At 36.4% G+C, this 14,440-nt stretch carries 11 protein-coding genes; 4 read left to right on the top strand and 7 right to left on the bottom strand.

What is annotated here, in order from left to right; genetic code table 11:
* Positions 1–10 precede the first annotated feature (10 nt).
* The 4 genes from H9L23_RS10925 to H9L23_RS10910 all read right to left on the bottom strand — a co-directional run bounded on the left by H9L23_RS10925 (position 11) and on the right by H9L23_RS10910 (position 5,541).
* Positions 11–787 (bottom strand): enoyl-CoA hydratase/isomerase family protein, encoded by a 777-nt coding sequence (locus tag H9L23_RS10925; RefSeq protein WP_187594985.1) that lies wholly within the window; start codon positions 785–787, stop codon positions 11–13.
* A 1-nt stretch (position 788) separates the two neighbouring features.
* Positions 789–2,876 (bottom strand): ComEC/Rec2 family competence protein, encoded by a 2,088-nt coding sequence (locus H9L23_RS10920; protein ID WP_187594984.1) that lies wholly within the window; start codon positions 2,874–2,876, stop codon positions 789–791.
* A 3-nt stretch (positions 2,877–2,879) separates the two neighbouring features.
* On the bottom strand, positions 2,880–4,913 hold the full coding sequence (locus H9L23_RS10915; RefSeq protein ID WP_187594983.1) for a helix-hairpin-helix domain-containing protein: 2,034 nt from the start codon (positions 4,911–4,913) through the stop codon (positions 2,880–2,882).
* A 292-nt stretch (positions 4,914–5,205) separates the two neighbouring features.
* Positions 5,206–5,541, bottom strand: coding sequence for a MerR family transcriptional regulator (locus H9L23_RS10910; protein ID WP_025146232.1), 336 nt, complete (start codon positions 5,539–5,541; stop codon positions 5,206–5,208).
* Between the two features lie 116 nt (positions 5,542–5,657).
* On the opposite strand from H9L23_RS10910, the gene alaS reads away from it, so the two are divergent.
* A complete protein-coding gene (gene alaS, locus H9L23_RS10905; protein ID WP_187594982.1) occupies positions 5,658–8,276 on the top strand; it encodes an alanine--tRNA ligase in 2,619 nt (872 codons plus the stop codon).
* 64 nt (positions 8,277–8,340) lie between these two features.
* Here alaS and H9L23_RS10900 read toward each other — a convergent pair whose 3' ends face one another.
* The 3 genes from H9L23_RS10900 to H9L23_RS10890 all read right to left on the bottom strand — a co-directional run bounded on the left by H9L23_RS10900 (position 8,341) and on the right by H9L23_RS10890 (position 10,170).
* Complete coding sequence (locus H9L23_RS10900) at positions 8,341–8,844, bottom strand: hypothetical protein (protein ID WP_187594981.1); 504 nt, start codon at positions 8,842–8,844, stop codon at positions 8,341–8,343.
* Positions 8,845–8,969: 125 nt separating this feature from the next.
* Positions 8,970–9,467 (bottom strand): hypothetical protein, encoded by a 498-nt coding sequence (locus H9L23_RS10895; protein ID WP_223191065.1) that lies wholly within the window; start codon positions 9,465–9,467, stop codon positions 8,970–8,972.
* 109 nt (positions 9,468–9,576) lie between these two features.
* Entirely contained in the window at positions 9,577–10,170 is a 594-nt protein-coding gene (locus tag H9L23_RS10890; protein ID WP_187594980.1) for a hypothetical protein, read from the bottom strand.
* Between the two features lie 315 nt (positions 10,171–10,485).
* Between H9L23_RS10890 and H9L23_RS10885 the strand changes: the two genes are divergently transcribed.
* The 3 genes from H9L23_RS10885 to H9L23_RS10875 all read left to right on the top strand — a co-directional run bounded on the left by H9L23_RS10885 (position 10,486) and on the right by H9L23_RS10875 (position 14,352).
* On the top strand, positions 10,486–11,673 hold the full coding sequence (locus tag H9L23_RS10885; RefSeq protein WP_187594979.1) for an ATP-binding protein: 1,188 nt from the start codon (positions 10,486–10,488) through the stop codon (positions 11,671–11,673).
* A 103-nt stretch (positions 11,674–11,776) separates the two neighbouring features.
* Positions 11,777–13,240 (top strand): Asp-tRNA(Asn)/Glu-tRNA(Gln) amidotransferase subunit GatB, encoded by a 1,464-nt coding sequence (gatB, locus tag H9L23_RS10880; protein ID WP_187594978.1) that lies wholly within the window; start codon positions 11,777–11,779, stop codon positions 13,238–13,240.
* Positions 13,240–14,352 (top strand): TlpA disulfide reductase family protein, encoded by a 1,113-nt coding sequence (locus H9L23_RS10875; protein WP_187594977.1) that lies wholly within the window; start codon positions 13,240–13,242, stop codon positions 14,350–14,352. Before gatB ends, H9L23_RS10875 begins: the two co-directional genes overlap by 1 nt.
* Positions 14,353–14,440 lie beyond the last annotated feature (88 nt).

The following is a 14,440-nucleotide window of genomic DNA, read 5'->3' as shown; positions in this document are numbered from 1 at the left end:
GTTTAGTTTTTTACCAGTTAATTTTCTCTTTATTTAAAAATGAAGAAATTCCTTTTTTAAAATCTTCACTCTCCCGTACACGGGCATTGATCTGTACCGCAGTTTCCAGGCATTTTTCAAGCAGGGGATTGTTAGTCTGTGTAATTAATTGTTTTGTAACCATTAACGAATTACCAGAACTTCCGTTACACAAACTTAGTGCAAATTCTCTTACGTTTTGATGAATTTCGGATGAATTTGTTACAAAGTTTATCAAATTATATTTAAGTGCCTGCTCAGCAGAGAAGGTTTTTCCCGTTAAAAGGATTTCTTTAGCAACCGATTCGCTCACCTTTTGTTTTAAAAAACAGGAAACAATAGCAGGAACAAAGCCTATTTTAACTTCAGTGTAGCCAAAATTACTCTCAGGGGTTGCAAAAACAATGTCGCAGATGGTTGCTAAACCACACCCACCCGCAATAGCATGACCGTCTACCTGTGCGATAACAACCTTTGGCAGGTAATATATGGTTGTAAATAATTTTTTGAGTCGGTTAGAATCGGCAACATTTTCTTCAAAACTATTTTGCTGCAACTGTTGCAGGTATCCTAAATCGGCACCGGCACTAAATGAACCACCATTTGCATTTAAGATAACTACCTTAACCAGGTCATCTTCTGCTGCACGGATAAATGCAGCTGTTAACGCTGAGATGAGTTGAGGATTTAAGGCGTTTCTTTTGTCAGGCCGGTTAATGGTTATGGTTGCAATTCTTTCTGCAACTTGATATAAAACCAGATTTTCCATGTTATTGGGTTAGTTGCACCAAATATGCTTTATTTTTCTTTAAAATATGAGCATTTAAATGATAATTCTTTGCGTTTTTTTTCAAATTCTCGATCTTATAATCCTTATTGGTGGCATCGATGATGATGTTTTCATATTTTATTTCAGGAGCCAGATCAGATAAACCAAATCTGGTATTGCCACTGATCCAGAGACTCGAAAAAGTAGCGTTTCCGGTCAGTTTTTTATAATTTGAGCGATCATCAATCACCAGTATTTTATAATGATGAAATATGAGCTGATGATCTTGCATCACAAAATTTTTAAGTGCCGTATCTTTCTTTAAATTAACAAAACAGATGTTGTTTATTTGGAGTTGTGTGAGCGCCGGTTTTACAAAAAAGTCATAGTTTTTATCCGTAATTTTTAAATCGGTAACCAGAATGCTTTCTTTTCCGGTAATAAATGCCGCCGCATAATTTTTCCTTAACGAAAAGAAAATAATCTTTTGTTGATGGTGTACCGCTAAGTCGTCATAAGTAATTAACACCTGATAGCAGACAAAAATCAGGAGGGATGAAAATATAAAACGTTTATTGAAATTGGCCAGTCCATAAATAAATAGTCCGAGCGCCAAACTTAACAACATAAATTCGGGCAGATTGATCCATATCGATGAGAAAGTGGCGTAAGGAAGATCGGCGATCCATTTTAATACTGAATTGGTAAAGTTGATCAGCCATTCGAAAATTGGTGCTAAAAAACTAAACCATGGTACCAAAATAGCAATTCCGAGGTACATCATGAGTACCAACGGTATGGTGATAAAAAGATTTCCGAAAAGAAAATAAAGTGGAAATTGATGGAAATAATAAATACTTAAAGGAAAAGTAACGATTTGAGCCGCTAACGACATGGCAATAAAACTCCATAAGCTATCGGTCCATTTATGTTTGAAGTAGATGAGGTTATAAATTTTTGGCTGAAGATAAACCAAACCAAAAACAGCAAGATAGGAGAGCTGGAAGCCAACATCCCAAATTAAAAACGGATCATACAGCAGCTGACAAAATGCAGAAAAGGCCAAAACATTATAACTGTTGGTATTCTTGGATAAGACTTTAGCTGTTATCAGAATACTGATCATGATGGCCGAGCGTACAACCGAAGGAGATAGACCTGTTAATAGTGCATAAGCCCATATTAAAGTGCAGATGAGGATAAGCTTTATGATTTTTAATGAACGTTTTCTGTTCAGAAACATCAGCATAAAATCCAGTACAACATAAATAATGGCTACATGTGCCCCTGAAACCGATAGGGCATGTATGGTTCCTGTTTTACTATAAGCAGAAAGCGTCTCTTTACTTAAATCGGCTCTGTAGCCCAATATCAATGTAGAAGCCACTGCAAAAGCCTCATTGTTTTTAATCAGTGTCCGATATTTTTCTACCTGCTTTTCCCTTAACCATAAAGCATATTTTATAATTGGGTTACCAATATTACGATTGGTTTTAATCAGATGCTCCTGATCAATAAAAGCCTGATGATAAATATTTTGATGCGAAAGCCAGGCCTTAAAATCAAATTCTGCAGGGTTATATGGAGGCTCTATTTCCGTGTACTTTGTCGTGATAATGATTTGGTCGCCATACTTTAGCTGAATTGGTTTTAGGCTATCCAATCTTAAAGCCACAAGCAGTTGACCTGATAACCTAATCTGTTTATCATTTTGGAAACCAGAAATTACCTTTGCCTTAAAACGTAATATGTTACCACTTTGCTGTGGTTCGTCTTTTACCCAAATTTTTAGGGAAGTATATTGTCCCTTTCCAAAATAATTGCCTTTTAGTGTTTGATTGTTCAATAAACAAAGTGAGCCACCAAGATTAAAGAAAAATACAATAAGTAAAGCGCCAATTATTCCTTTGTAGCGGTATGCTTTTAGCCTTTTATAGATAATGTTTAAATATAAAATGCCTAAAAAGTTGATTAAGAGTAGGATTTCAAGCAGCTGTAAGCATATTTTTGAAGGAAAGAAATAAAAAGTACCTATCCCTATCAGGAAGGGAAATAAAATTCTTACAAATACGTATTCGGCTTTAAACATTACTTAAAATTGGTAACGTACCTGAACTTTAATTTCCGATTTTTTATTGCCTTTAATCTCATCCAGATAAGTGCCTACCGTTTCAACATCCTGATAAATAAACAACCCATAACGCATCCAGATATTTAACTTCTTAGCCAAATTGTATTTCAGGTTTAAATAAGTCCGATAACCTTTCCCACTGTACATTCCAAAACTAAAACTGTACAACACATCATCTTCATAAGCGTAAATCCTGCTGTTGTAACTTGGCGTGTTGAAATAGGCTAGCCTTACATTACCGGTAATTTTAGAAAACAGGGGAGAATAATCAACATCCTGATAAATCAGGTAACCTAATTCACCACTAGCATCGCCTTTTTTATACTGAGAAACTTCTGCGCGGTTTTGGAAGCTCCAGTTTTTATTGAGTAGCCAGTTTACTTCAACCCGGTACCCCTGTCTTTTTACATCATCCAAGAAGTTTATTGGCACATCCAGATCGGTATTCTGCTGTTTTTTTTCCGTTTTAAACCGGGCTAAAATTTTAAAAGTTTTGCTTGGCGTATAAACAGCCTGGGCCAGAGCCTCGTAACCTTTAGAGGGTTCATCAACACGGTATTTTAGCCATGGGAACTTGAAATAATCACCATAGACTGAAAAAGCCCATTTTTTGTTCGGATTTACATTTAAACCAACATACAAACCTTTTTCATTTACCGCTTCACTCGATTCGGATACAGCCTGATTGAAGAAATTATGGTAATCTTTTGCATAATCGCGATAGGTTAAAGCAGCAGAAACCGCTTTCGAAATACTAATAAGCATCCCGTTGATATAAGCGAAACCGCCACCCGAACCTTTAGCCCCTTCGCCATAGAGATACATGTTTTTATAGGTATAATTATAAAACAACCCCAAATTGGTTAACGATTTGCCTGTAAAACTATATTGATCATAAGCAGCTGTTTGTACCACAAAATCATTCCCATAAGTACTCTGATAAGCAACTGCACCTACACCAAATTCATTTTTGGTGTATTGGAGAACAGCTCCGTATAATTGCTGTTTTAAAACTTTTTTATTTTTTATTTCAGAAGGCGTCCGGTGTAATCCTGTTTGATTAATGGTCGATTGAACCAAATTTCCTTCCTTATCCATCTTCTGGCTGGCATCAAGATTCCTAAAGGAAATAAATGGCGTGATATCTATATTTTTGAAAAGATTAATGGTAGCCGATGCGCCCCTAAAAAAGGAATATTCGTTAGTAGAATTATAAGGCCTTAAACCCAGATCTTTTTTAGCCACGCTGGTTACATCCGGTCCCTTACCAAAAGAAAATCCCGACCATAAAGTTAAGCCTTGACCAAATTGTAAAGTATAATCGCCAACGACCAGTTTTTTGATCCTGCCCAATTTAAATAAGGCGACATTGGCCGAGTAAAAATCGAAAGGTTTGTCAATAAATTTTTCACCGGCATCTTTATCTACTGTAATGCCGGCAGAAAGTATAGTGCTATAATTAAACCGATAACGTGTTTGAAATCTTTCAGGAGTGCCTAAATATCGGTTTCCGGGCAAATCGGTAAAACCTTTTTGCTTTTCTAAAGTCTGTGCATAGCGCATCATCAGGTCATTTTCGCCAAGCTTAAAAATATTTTTTAAATTGAGCTGCTGATACTCTGGCTGAATGTTTACCGCCACAAAAGGCAATAAATTTTGCACCGTTTTAACATCAAAACCATCAACGCTCTGTAATTCCAGCGCATCAACAAATTGTCCGTTTTCTTTAACATAAGAGAAAAAGTTGCTGATCTGCAAAGGCGATAGAAATACCAGACTCTTTAATTCTTCTGGAGAAGTATGGTTCAGATCAATTGGATGTTTGCGATACCTCATTAACACGTCAACCAATTCAGTCATGTCGTAATCATCCGGTAAACTTTCAGTAACACTTTCCAGAATATCGCGGATATCAATTTCCGTTTCATTATTCTGTTGTGCATTGGCGATGAATCCCATCATCACAAAAGCAATAATTAAGATCCTAGCACGCATTTGTAAAAGGATTGGACGGTGAAGAAAAAACTATAAAAATGGCCAAACAGCCATTGCAAGCTAGTCTATAACTAGTTGGCAGATTATTCTGGAGAGAAAAATAGTTGAAGGAAAAATCGATCAACAGCAGATACCATATTTTCATAAGCGGAGATTAAGCCAGTTAAAGAAAATAGGGTGATGGTTGATTAATTAAAACTAATGTATAAATTTATTTTAAAAACTACAAAAAAAAATAAATATAAAAATACATTTTTTGTATGATTAAGCTGTAGATGGTGATGTAGGTTTTTTAAAGCTCGTCGGCAAGGTTAACTAAAAAACCTTTCAGTTTTTCCAATGAATCGATAATCTTCTGATTCTCTTTTACATCAGATTTATTATTTTTCAGGTATTCTTTAGCGCCTTTTAAAGTAAAACCCTTTTCATCAACCAGGTTGAAGATAATTTTTAGGTTTTCTATATCTTCCGGAGTAAAAAGACGGTTGCCTTTTTTGTTTTTCTTAGGCTGAAGGATATCGAATTCTTTTTCGTAAAAACGGATCTGAGATGCGTTTACGTTAAACATTTCAGTCACCTCGCCCATGGTATAATACATTTTATTAATGTCTCTTTCTTTATACGGCATAACTTGTGCTTGATTATGAGTGTTTTATATCGATTAATTAAAGTATTCAAATGTAGCTCGATTTTTCCTTATTAACGCAATAAAATTTTAATTTTGTTCCCTCCAATAATATTGAAATGACAGCAAAAGAGATTAGACAGGCTTTCCTTAGTTTTTTTGAATCGAAACAACATCATGTTGTTCCTTCAGCACCGATTGTGGTTAAAAACGACCCAACATTGATGTTTACCAATGCGGGTATGAACCAATTTAAAGATTTGTTTTTAGGAGAGGCCGTCATAAAATATTCTCGTGTTGCAGATACGCAACGCTGCTTACGTGTTTCTGGTAAACATAACGACCTGGAAGAAGTAGGTATCGATACTTACCACCATACCATGTTCGAAATGCTGGGCAACTGGAGCTTTGGCGATTATTTTAAAAAAGAAGCCATTGCCTGGAGCTGGGAATTATTAACCGAGGTTTATAAAATTCCGAAAGAGAAATTATATGTAACCTATTTCGAAGGTGATGAGAAAGAAGGTTTGGAAAAAGACCAGGAAGCATACGACCTTTGGAAACAATATGTGGATGAAAGCCATATTTTACCGGGAAACAAAAAAGACAATTTTTGGGAAATGGGCGATACCGGACCATGTGGACCATGTTCTGAAATCCACGTAGATTGCCGTACCGACGAAGAAAAAGCATTGGTTGATGGTGCCACCCTGGTAAATGCCGATCATCCTCAGGTTATCGAAATCTGGAACAATGTATTTATGCAGTTTAACCGTTTAAAAGATGGTTCATTACAAAGTTTACCAGCAAAACATGTAGATACCGGAATGGGTTTTGAACGTTTGGTACGTGTTTTACAAGAAAAAACTTCAAATTACGATACCGATGTTTTCCAGCCAATGATCCAGTTTATTTCTGATAAAGCAGGAATTAAATATGGCGCCGACGAGAAAACAGATATTGCCATGCGGGTAATGGCCGATCATATCCGTGCCATTTCATTCGTAATTGCCGATGGTCAGTTGCCATCAAATAATAAAGCAGGTTATGTAATCCGCAGGATTTTACGCCGTGCCGTACGTTATGCTTACACTTTTTTGAACTTTAAAGAGCCGTTTTTGAATCAATTGGTGCCTTTATTGGCTGAGCAATTTAAAGGTGTGTTTGATGAATTGATTTCACAACAGGATTTTGTTCAGAAAGTAGTTTTAGAAGAAGAAGTTTCATTTTTAAGGACTTTATCTACGGGAATCCAGCGTTTTGAGAGATATCAGGCTGCTAATAATGTAGTGGAAGGCGCTTTTGCTTTTGAATTATCAGATACTTTTGGTTTCCCGATCGATTTAACTGAGTTAATGGCAAGAGAAAAGGGCTGGAGTGTTGATTTAATTGGCTACGAGCAAGCTTTGAAAAAACAAAAAGATGATAGTCGTGCCGCAACAGCCATCGATACAGGTGATTGGATTGTGGTTAATACAGAAGATCAAAGCGAATTTGTGGGTTATGATGATTTAGAAATTGAAACCGAGATTTTAAAATACCGTAAAGTTAAAGCCAAAGGGAAAGAACAATATCAGATAGTTTTACGCCAGACACCTTTTTATGCAGAAAGTGGTGGTCAGGTAGGCGATACAGGACGTTTAGAAGATCATAGCCGTCAATTCTGGGTAGATATTACCGATACTAAAAAGGAAAACGGACTAACGGTTCATTTTGCAGATATATTGCCTGATCATTTAGAAGGTAAATTTTGGGCAGTTGTAGATGAAGATAAACGTGTTTTAACGGAAGATAACCACTCCGCAACTCACTTGTTGCATGCAGCCCTTAAACAGGTTTTAGGCAAACATGTTAACCAAAAAGGTTCATTGGTAAATGCTGATTACCTGCGTTTCGATTTTTCTCATTTCGCGAAGGTAACTGACGAAGAATTGGCTCAGATTGAAGTGATTGTAAACCAAAAAATCCGCCAGAATATTAAATTAAAAGAGCAAAGAAATGTTCCTTATCAGGATGCTATCGAAAGTGGCGTAACGGCTTTATTTGGTGAAAAATACGGCGATTTTGTCCGCATGATTACTTTTGACGATCATTTCTCAAAAGAACTTTGCGGGGGTACGCATGTAAAAGCTACCGGACAGATCGGTTCATTCAAAATTATTTCTGAAAGTGCTGTTGCCGCAGGTGTACGTCGTATTGAGGCCATTACTGCTGATAAAGCAGAACAATATTTCTTGGATCAGAGGAAAGAATTAGGTCATTTAAAAGCATTATTAAACGGAAGTAAAGATTTATCTGCTTCTGTTCAGGCTTTATTGGATGAAAATGCAAAACTGAAAAAGGAAATCGAAAAATCGACAATTGAACGTGTAAACACTTTAAAACATGAAATTGTACACCATGTAAGAGGAATTAACGGAATCAACTTAATTGCAAAACACATCGATCTTCAAAGCGCAGAAGCGGTTAAAAACCTGGCTTTTTCTCTAAAAGACATGATAGATAATCTTTTTCTTGTTTTTACTACTGAGATTGATGGTAAGCCAGGTATAACCGTAATGCTTGCTGATCATTTGGTTAAAAAAGGATTAAACGCTTCAAATATTGTCCGCGAACTGGGTAAGGAAATCCAGGGCGGCGGTGGCGGACAACCATTTTATGCTACTGCAGGCGGTAAAAATCCGGCAGGGCTAAAGGTTGTTTTGGAAAAAGCAGAAAGTTTTATTCCGCATAGTTAATGATCACTGAAATAAATTAAATGTGTTTAAAATAAAAAAGAGGCCCTAAAGCCTCTTTTTTATTTTAATGTCTGCCATGTTTTTCCCGGTGTCCTCTGGAGAATAAACTTGGATTTACCCTTCTATCATGATGTCTGTTATCTACACGGTAAGATCTATAATTGTTTCTTGGTGCACGGTATCTGATCCTATCACCGCCACCATAAGATGAGCGATAATAATTGGTTCGGCTTGCATAAGTAACCCTGTGGCTATTGTAATTGCGGTATGGATTGTTTCCGTACATTACAATTTTCCTTCCATGATGTAGGTCATAACCTCTGTATCTTGCTGGTAAATACCTAGAACGAGTCCACCTGTTTCCGTTCAAATAAACAAACTGCCTTTGTGGAACATAATAGTAAGATTGTACTTCTGGGAGGTAATAATAATCAACGCTCTGATAACCTGCCGGAACCCATGCAGGCTGCGCGCCAATATTTAAGTTGATACTTACCTGAGCGTTAGATTGATTAGATGTTAAAGCCACGATACCTAAAATCGCGGAGATGATGAATAGCTTTTTCATAATAATCTATTTTATTTGTGTGTACTTCATCAATTCAAACGCTGTGCCAAAACTTCTATTGTAACAGATATATGAAAAAAGGAGCTTCTTTCGAAACTCGCTTTAACTTAATTTAATAGGATAGACTAATGTTTGCCTTTACCATTTCCATGACCTTTACCGTTATTCCCTTTACCAAAGAGTTTTTTAGCTTGTCCTGGAGGCATACCGTGTGGGTGTCCTTTTACCACATAGTATTTACTTTCACGGCTATCTCTAATCACCGATTGACCTTTATTGCCTTTATATTTTGCATACTTTACTCTGTCGTTTTTGAAATTCAAATATGGCTGAGGCGAATTAACTACAACTTTATAGCCGTTATATAAATCATAATTGCCATATCTGCTAGGTAAAGCATTCGCAAAAACCCAATCATTTCCATTTAGGTATACAAACTGTTTTTTTTGAACATTGTAATAGCTTTCAACATCAGGAAGATAATAATAATCTACATGATCATAACCGGTAGGCCCCCATAATGGTTGTGAGCCGATGTTGACATTTACATTTAACTGTGCTTTTACCGGGATGCTGAGAAATGAAACCACCATTACTACAGCAATTAAAAATAACCTTTTCATAATCAATTTAATTTGTGTGTTTATTATTTATACCAAACACGTGCCAGAAATCATCAAATAAAAAAGGAGCCTCTTTCGAAACTCCTCCCATCACAACTAAATATTAATTTTAATGGCGCTCATTACCGCGTCCTTCTCCACGGTTTCTTTCTGGGCGATTATCGTGACCATTTTTAAATTGAGGACGGCCATTATTTTGAGCGGGTTTTGTTACATTTTTTTGCACTACACGATTAGGACGGTTATTGATAACAGTAACATTTCTTGTAGGTCTTTGATTATAATTAGGATGTCCTTTTACAACATAGTACTTAGTATCTCTACTATCCCTAATAATGGTTTGACGGCCACCATAGTTTTTATATTTACTATACCTGGTTACATATATGTTATTTCTCAAATAAGGTTTAGGCTCATTAATTACCACTTTATAAGCGCGGTATAAATCAAAGTTTCCATATTGGGCAGGTAAACTGTTTGTCCAAACCCAACGCCCGCCATTTGCATAAATGTATTGGCCTGAAGGAACATAATAATAAGCATCTATATCAGGGAAATAATAATAATCAACGTGGTCGTAACCTGTTGGACCCCAAACTGGCTGTGAACCGATATTAATATTTAAGCTAACCTGCGCTTTTGCATTGTTGATGCCGAATAATGAAACCATCAGTACTGCGGCAAATAAAACTAACTTTTTCATAACTTTTCAATTTAAAGGTTTTTTGTGTGTTTGTTGAAATAGACTACGGTACTTGTTTGTAGTTTAATTACAAGATCCCTTTTAACATTTTTTTAACTTTTGATTTCACTGATTAATTTTACTCAGCTTATTGAGTAAATTGTTAAATTGCTTGTAATTTGTTTATATACAGCATTTTAGTAAATAATTTTTAGTTAATTTAAACGCTCAAAATTCCATTATTTAATGTTAATAGTCAAATTAAAAATAAGTAACATTTGTAATTACTTAACATATTGAGTAAATTTACTCAGCTTATTGAGTAAATTGTAAAATATGTTTCAAAGATCTCATTTTCAGAAACTTGTAAAGGTGATGAAAGAACCAAAAAGGTTTATTCAGGTACTTGTTGGCCCCAGGCAGGTAGGTAAAACTACATTAATGAGTCAACTGGTAAAGGATCTGGTTGCACCTTGTATATTCGAATCTGCTGATGCTGTTGCAGCCTCAGACAGAACGTGGATTGAGCAAATTTGGAACAATACCAGGGAGATTATGAAAGAACCTGATGTTAACGAATATATTTTGGTAATTGATGAAATCCAGAAGATTGATAACTGGAGTGAAATTGTAAAACGCCTTTGGGACGAGGATATGCGTAATGACGTAAATATAAAGGTCATTTTACTCGGCTCATCAAGATTGTTAATTCAGCAGGGATTGACTGAGTCGTTAGCAGGAAGGTTTGAATTAACTTATCTAGGACATTGGAGCTTTGCAGAAATGGAAAGTGCTTTCGGCTTTACTGCAGAACAGTATGTTTGGTTTGGGGGCTATCCAGGATCGGCTGGATTGATCATTGATGAAGAGCGATGGAAGAGCTATGTTTCTAATGCTTTAATCGAAACCAGTATTTCTAAAGATATTTTAATGCTTACCCGGGTAGATAAGCCTGCCTTAATGAAACGGTTATTTGAACTGGGGTGTTTGTATTCCGGTCAGATCCTGTCTTACACCAAAATAGTAGGTCAGCTTTCTGATGCAGGTAATACCACCACTTTATCCCATTACATGGAATTATTGGATACTGCTGGTTTGCTGGGTGGTATAGAGAAATTTGCGGCTGATGTAATCCGAAAACGATCCTCTAGTCCAAAATTTCAGGTGCATAATAATGCTTTGGTAAGTGCTCAAAGAAATGAATTTTTCGGAGAAATAAAAAAGCAACCTGCAGAATGGGGTAGGATGGTCGAATCTTCAATTGGGGCACACCTTTTAAATTCCTCTTTTGTTGAGGGTTATAAAGTATTTTATTGGCGGCACCGAAACGATGAGGTAGATTTTATTTTAGAAAAACGCGGTAAAATAATTGGTATTGAAGTTAAAAGTACCGGGTTGGTAACCAAAACCTCAGGCATGGATGCTTTTAATAAGATGTATAAGCCAGATAAAATGCTTTTGGTTGGCGCAGGTGGCTTGCCGTGGCAGGAATTTTTGAAAATTTCTCCTTCAAGCCTTTTTTAACGAAAGACTAAATAATAACTATATTTGACACATTAAATATTTAACCAGGGATAAAATTTATCTCTGGTTAATAAAAATCTATAAAACACACAAAAGCTTTTAAATGCCTTTACAAGAAACAAGCCTGCAAAACACTTTCGAACTCGTTTCAGGACTAGAAATACACGTTCAGTTAAATACAAATACCAAAATATTTTCAGCTGATAGTGCATCTTTCGGGGCTTTGCCTAATCAAAATATATCGACAGTTTCACTGGCCCTGCCGGGTGCGTTGCCAAAGCTTAATAAAGAAGTGGTAGCAAAAGCGGTCCGGATTGGATTGGCTTTAAACTGTACCATCAATCAGGTTAACCATTTCGACAGGAAAAATTATTTCTACGCCGATCTGCCAAAAGGCTATCAGATCACGCAGGATAATCAGCCTATCTGTGTAAATGGCTTTTTGGAACTTCAGCTTGCTGATGGCTCTATAAAAAGGATCGGTATTAACCGGATCCACTTAGAAGAGGATGCAGGAAAAAGTATCCACGATCAGGATGATAACTATTCGCTGGTTGATTTAAACCGTGCCGGCGTGCCTTTAATCGAAATTGTGACAGAACCTGATATTCGCAGCTCGGAAGAAGCTTCTGTATTGCTGAGCGAAATCAGGAAACTGGTAAGGCATTTAAATGTGAGTGATGGTAACATGGAAGAGGGCAGTTTGCGTTGCGATGCCAATATTTCAATACGTCCGCAGGGCACTACTGAGTTTGGAACACGCTGCGAAGTAAAAAACCTAAACTCGATGCGTAACGTACGTAGGGCTATGGATTTCGAATTTGGACGTCAGGTAGAAGTGATCAATAATGGTGGAAGGATTATTCAGAGTACCTTGAATTTTGATGCTGATAAAGGCACTACTTCTCCAATGCGTACCAAAGAAGAAGCCAATGATTACCGTTATTTTTCTGATCCTGATTTACAGCCGATTTATATTTCTGATGAATGGTTGGGAGAGATTAAATCATTGATGCCCGCTTTGCCAAACGAAATTTCGGAGCAAATGATTGCCGAATTTGGGATCAGCAAGGCAGATGCAGCATTATTTGCAGAGGATTTAGGTCTTTTGGTTTATTTTAATGCAGCCAAGCCAGTTGTAAATAATAAAAAAAGCCTGATTAATTGGTTAATCGGTCCAATAAGGGCTGTTTTAAATGAAAAAGGGATCAGCATTGCTGAGTTTAAGGTAAAACCTGAGCAATTGGCTGAGGCAATTAACCTGGTTGATGATAAAAAAATCACCCAACAGATTGCCATTCAGCAATTATTACCAGCTGTTGAATTAGAAGAAAATGCAAAAGTGACCGATTTGGCACTATCATTAAACTTACTTATTTCTGATAATGGAGATGAATTGAGTGGTTTTATTGATGAAGTGTTAAATAAATATCCTCAGCAGGTAGAAGCGTACAAGAAAGGTAAAAAAGGCGTTTTAGGGTTGTTTGTTGGCGATGTAATGAAACTGGCCAAAGGTAAAGCCGATGCAAAAAAATTAAATGAATTAATACTTGAAAAACTGAAATAATGAGACTAAAACAATTGAGCCTGATCATGCTGATCGCGATTGCCTTCACTGCATGTAAACCAAAAGACAGCTTTACCATTGATGGAACTTTCAAAAATCCCGGAACGGAAAAGAAAGTGTTTTTATATGGCATGCAAAACAGCAATATGGTTGCAATTGATTCGACCAATTTATCTGAGAAGGGAGAATTTAAGTTTATACGTAAAACCCCATCGGTTGATTTTTTCAGGGTATCATTAGGTAACCATGAATTTATGCTGATTGCAAAAAATGGTGATGATATTAAACTTGAAGCTGATATAGCGGATAAAACGATGGCTTACAAAATTTCTGGTGCAAACGAAGTTGAAAAACTATCAGAGCTGAATGCCATCAGAAACAATTTTGCAAAACAGGTAGAAAAATTGCAGGCAGATTTTGAAGCAAAAGTAGCCACTCAACCACAAAATAGAGCGGCTGTGTTAGAATCGATGAAACCACAATACGAATCTTATATCAATCAGTTAAATACCCAGATCATTAAATTTGCTAAAGATAATAAAGGAACACTTGCCAGTTTTTATGCGATGAATACTTTAAGTCCGCAGGAATTTGAAGCCGAACTGGTTCAATTTGCTGATGAAGTTAAAGAAGAAATTAAAGGTAATGCTACAGTTGATGCTTTTGTAAAGCAGATGGCTTTATTAAAGGCTGTTCAGGTAGGTCAGGTTGCGCCTGCATTTACCATTAATACCGCAGATAATAAACCGGTAAGTTTATCAGATTATAAAGGAAAATATGTGCTGATCGATTTTTGGGCTTCATGGTGCCAGCCATGCCGTCAGGAGAACCCGAACGTAGTTAAAGTTTACAATAAATACAAAAGCAAAAACTTCGATATCATTGGTATTTCTTTAGATACCGACAAAGCAGCATGGTTAGGGGCGGTAAAGGCTGACGGATTAACCTGGACGCACGTTTCAGAATTGAAAGATTTTAATGGCGAAACGGTTAAAAAATACCAGGTACAAGCCATCCCAACTTCTTACCTGGTTGATCCATCAGGAAAAATTATAGCTAAAAACTTGCGTGGTGATGAATTAGAGGGGTTTTTAGCCAAAACGTTACGTTAAAACAAATTCCATGTTAAACTAATTTAAGTAATTAACAATTTCTTAACTTAGGCTTAACTAAATATTGCATCATAGACACTACTTTCGT

The sequence above is a fragment of the Pedobacter roseus genome (assembly GCF_014395225.1).
GTDB lineage: Bacteria > Bacteroidota > Bacteroidia > Sphingobacteriales > Sphingobacteriaceae > Pedobacter > Pedobacter roseus.
The sequence above is the reverse complement of the archived record's forward strand: the minus strand, read 5'-3'. Positions and strand labels throughout refer to the sequence as shown.

Bases quoted from the DNA above. Each gene is read 5' to 3' on its own strand.
- H9L23_RS10885 (WP_187594979.1), top strand. From the start codon at position 10,486: ATGTTTCAAAGATCTCATTTTCAGAAACTTGTAAAGGTGATGAAAGAA.
- H9L23_RS10920 (WP_187594984.1), bottom strand. From the start codon at position 2,876: ATGTTTAAAGCCGAATACGTATTTGTAAGAATTTTATTTCCCTTCCTG.
- alaS (WP_187594982.1), top strand. From the start codon at position 5,658: ATGACAGCAAAAGAGATTAGACAGGCTTTCCTTAGTTTTTTTGAATCG.
- H9L23_RS10900 (WP_187594981.1), bottom strand. From the start codon at position 8,844: ATGAAAAAGCTATTCATCATCTCCGCGATTTTAGGTATCGTGGCTTTA.
- H9L23_RS10915 (WP_187594983.1), bottom strand. From the start codon at position 4,913: ATGCGTGCTAGGATCTTAATTATTGCTTTTGTGATGATGGGATTCATC.
- gatB (WP_187594978.1), top strand. From the start codon at position 11,777: ATGCCTTTACAAGAAACAAGCCTGCAAAACACTTTCGAACTCGTTTCA.
- H9L23_RS10890 (WP_187594980.1), bottom strand. From the start codon at position 10,170: ATGAAAAAGTTAGTTTTATTTGCCGCAGTACTGATGGTTTCATTATTC.
- H9L23_RS10875 (WP_187594977.1), top strand. From the start codon at position 13,240: ATGAGACTAAAACAATTGAGCCTGATCATGCTGATCGCGATTGCCTTC.
- H9L23_RS10895 (WP_223191065.1), bottom strand. From the start codon at position 9,467: ATGAAAAGGTTATTTTTAATTGCTGTAGTAATGGTGGTTTCATTTCTC.
- H9L23_RS10910 (WP_025146232.1), bottom strand. From the start codon at position 5,541: ATGCCGTATAAAGAAAGAGACATTAATAAAATGTATTATACCATGGGC.
- H9L23_RS10925 (WP_187594985.1), bottom strand. From the start codon at position 787: ATGGAAAATCTGGTTTTATATCAAGTTGCAGAAAGAATTGCAACCATA.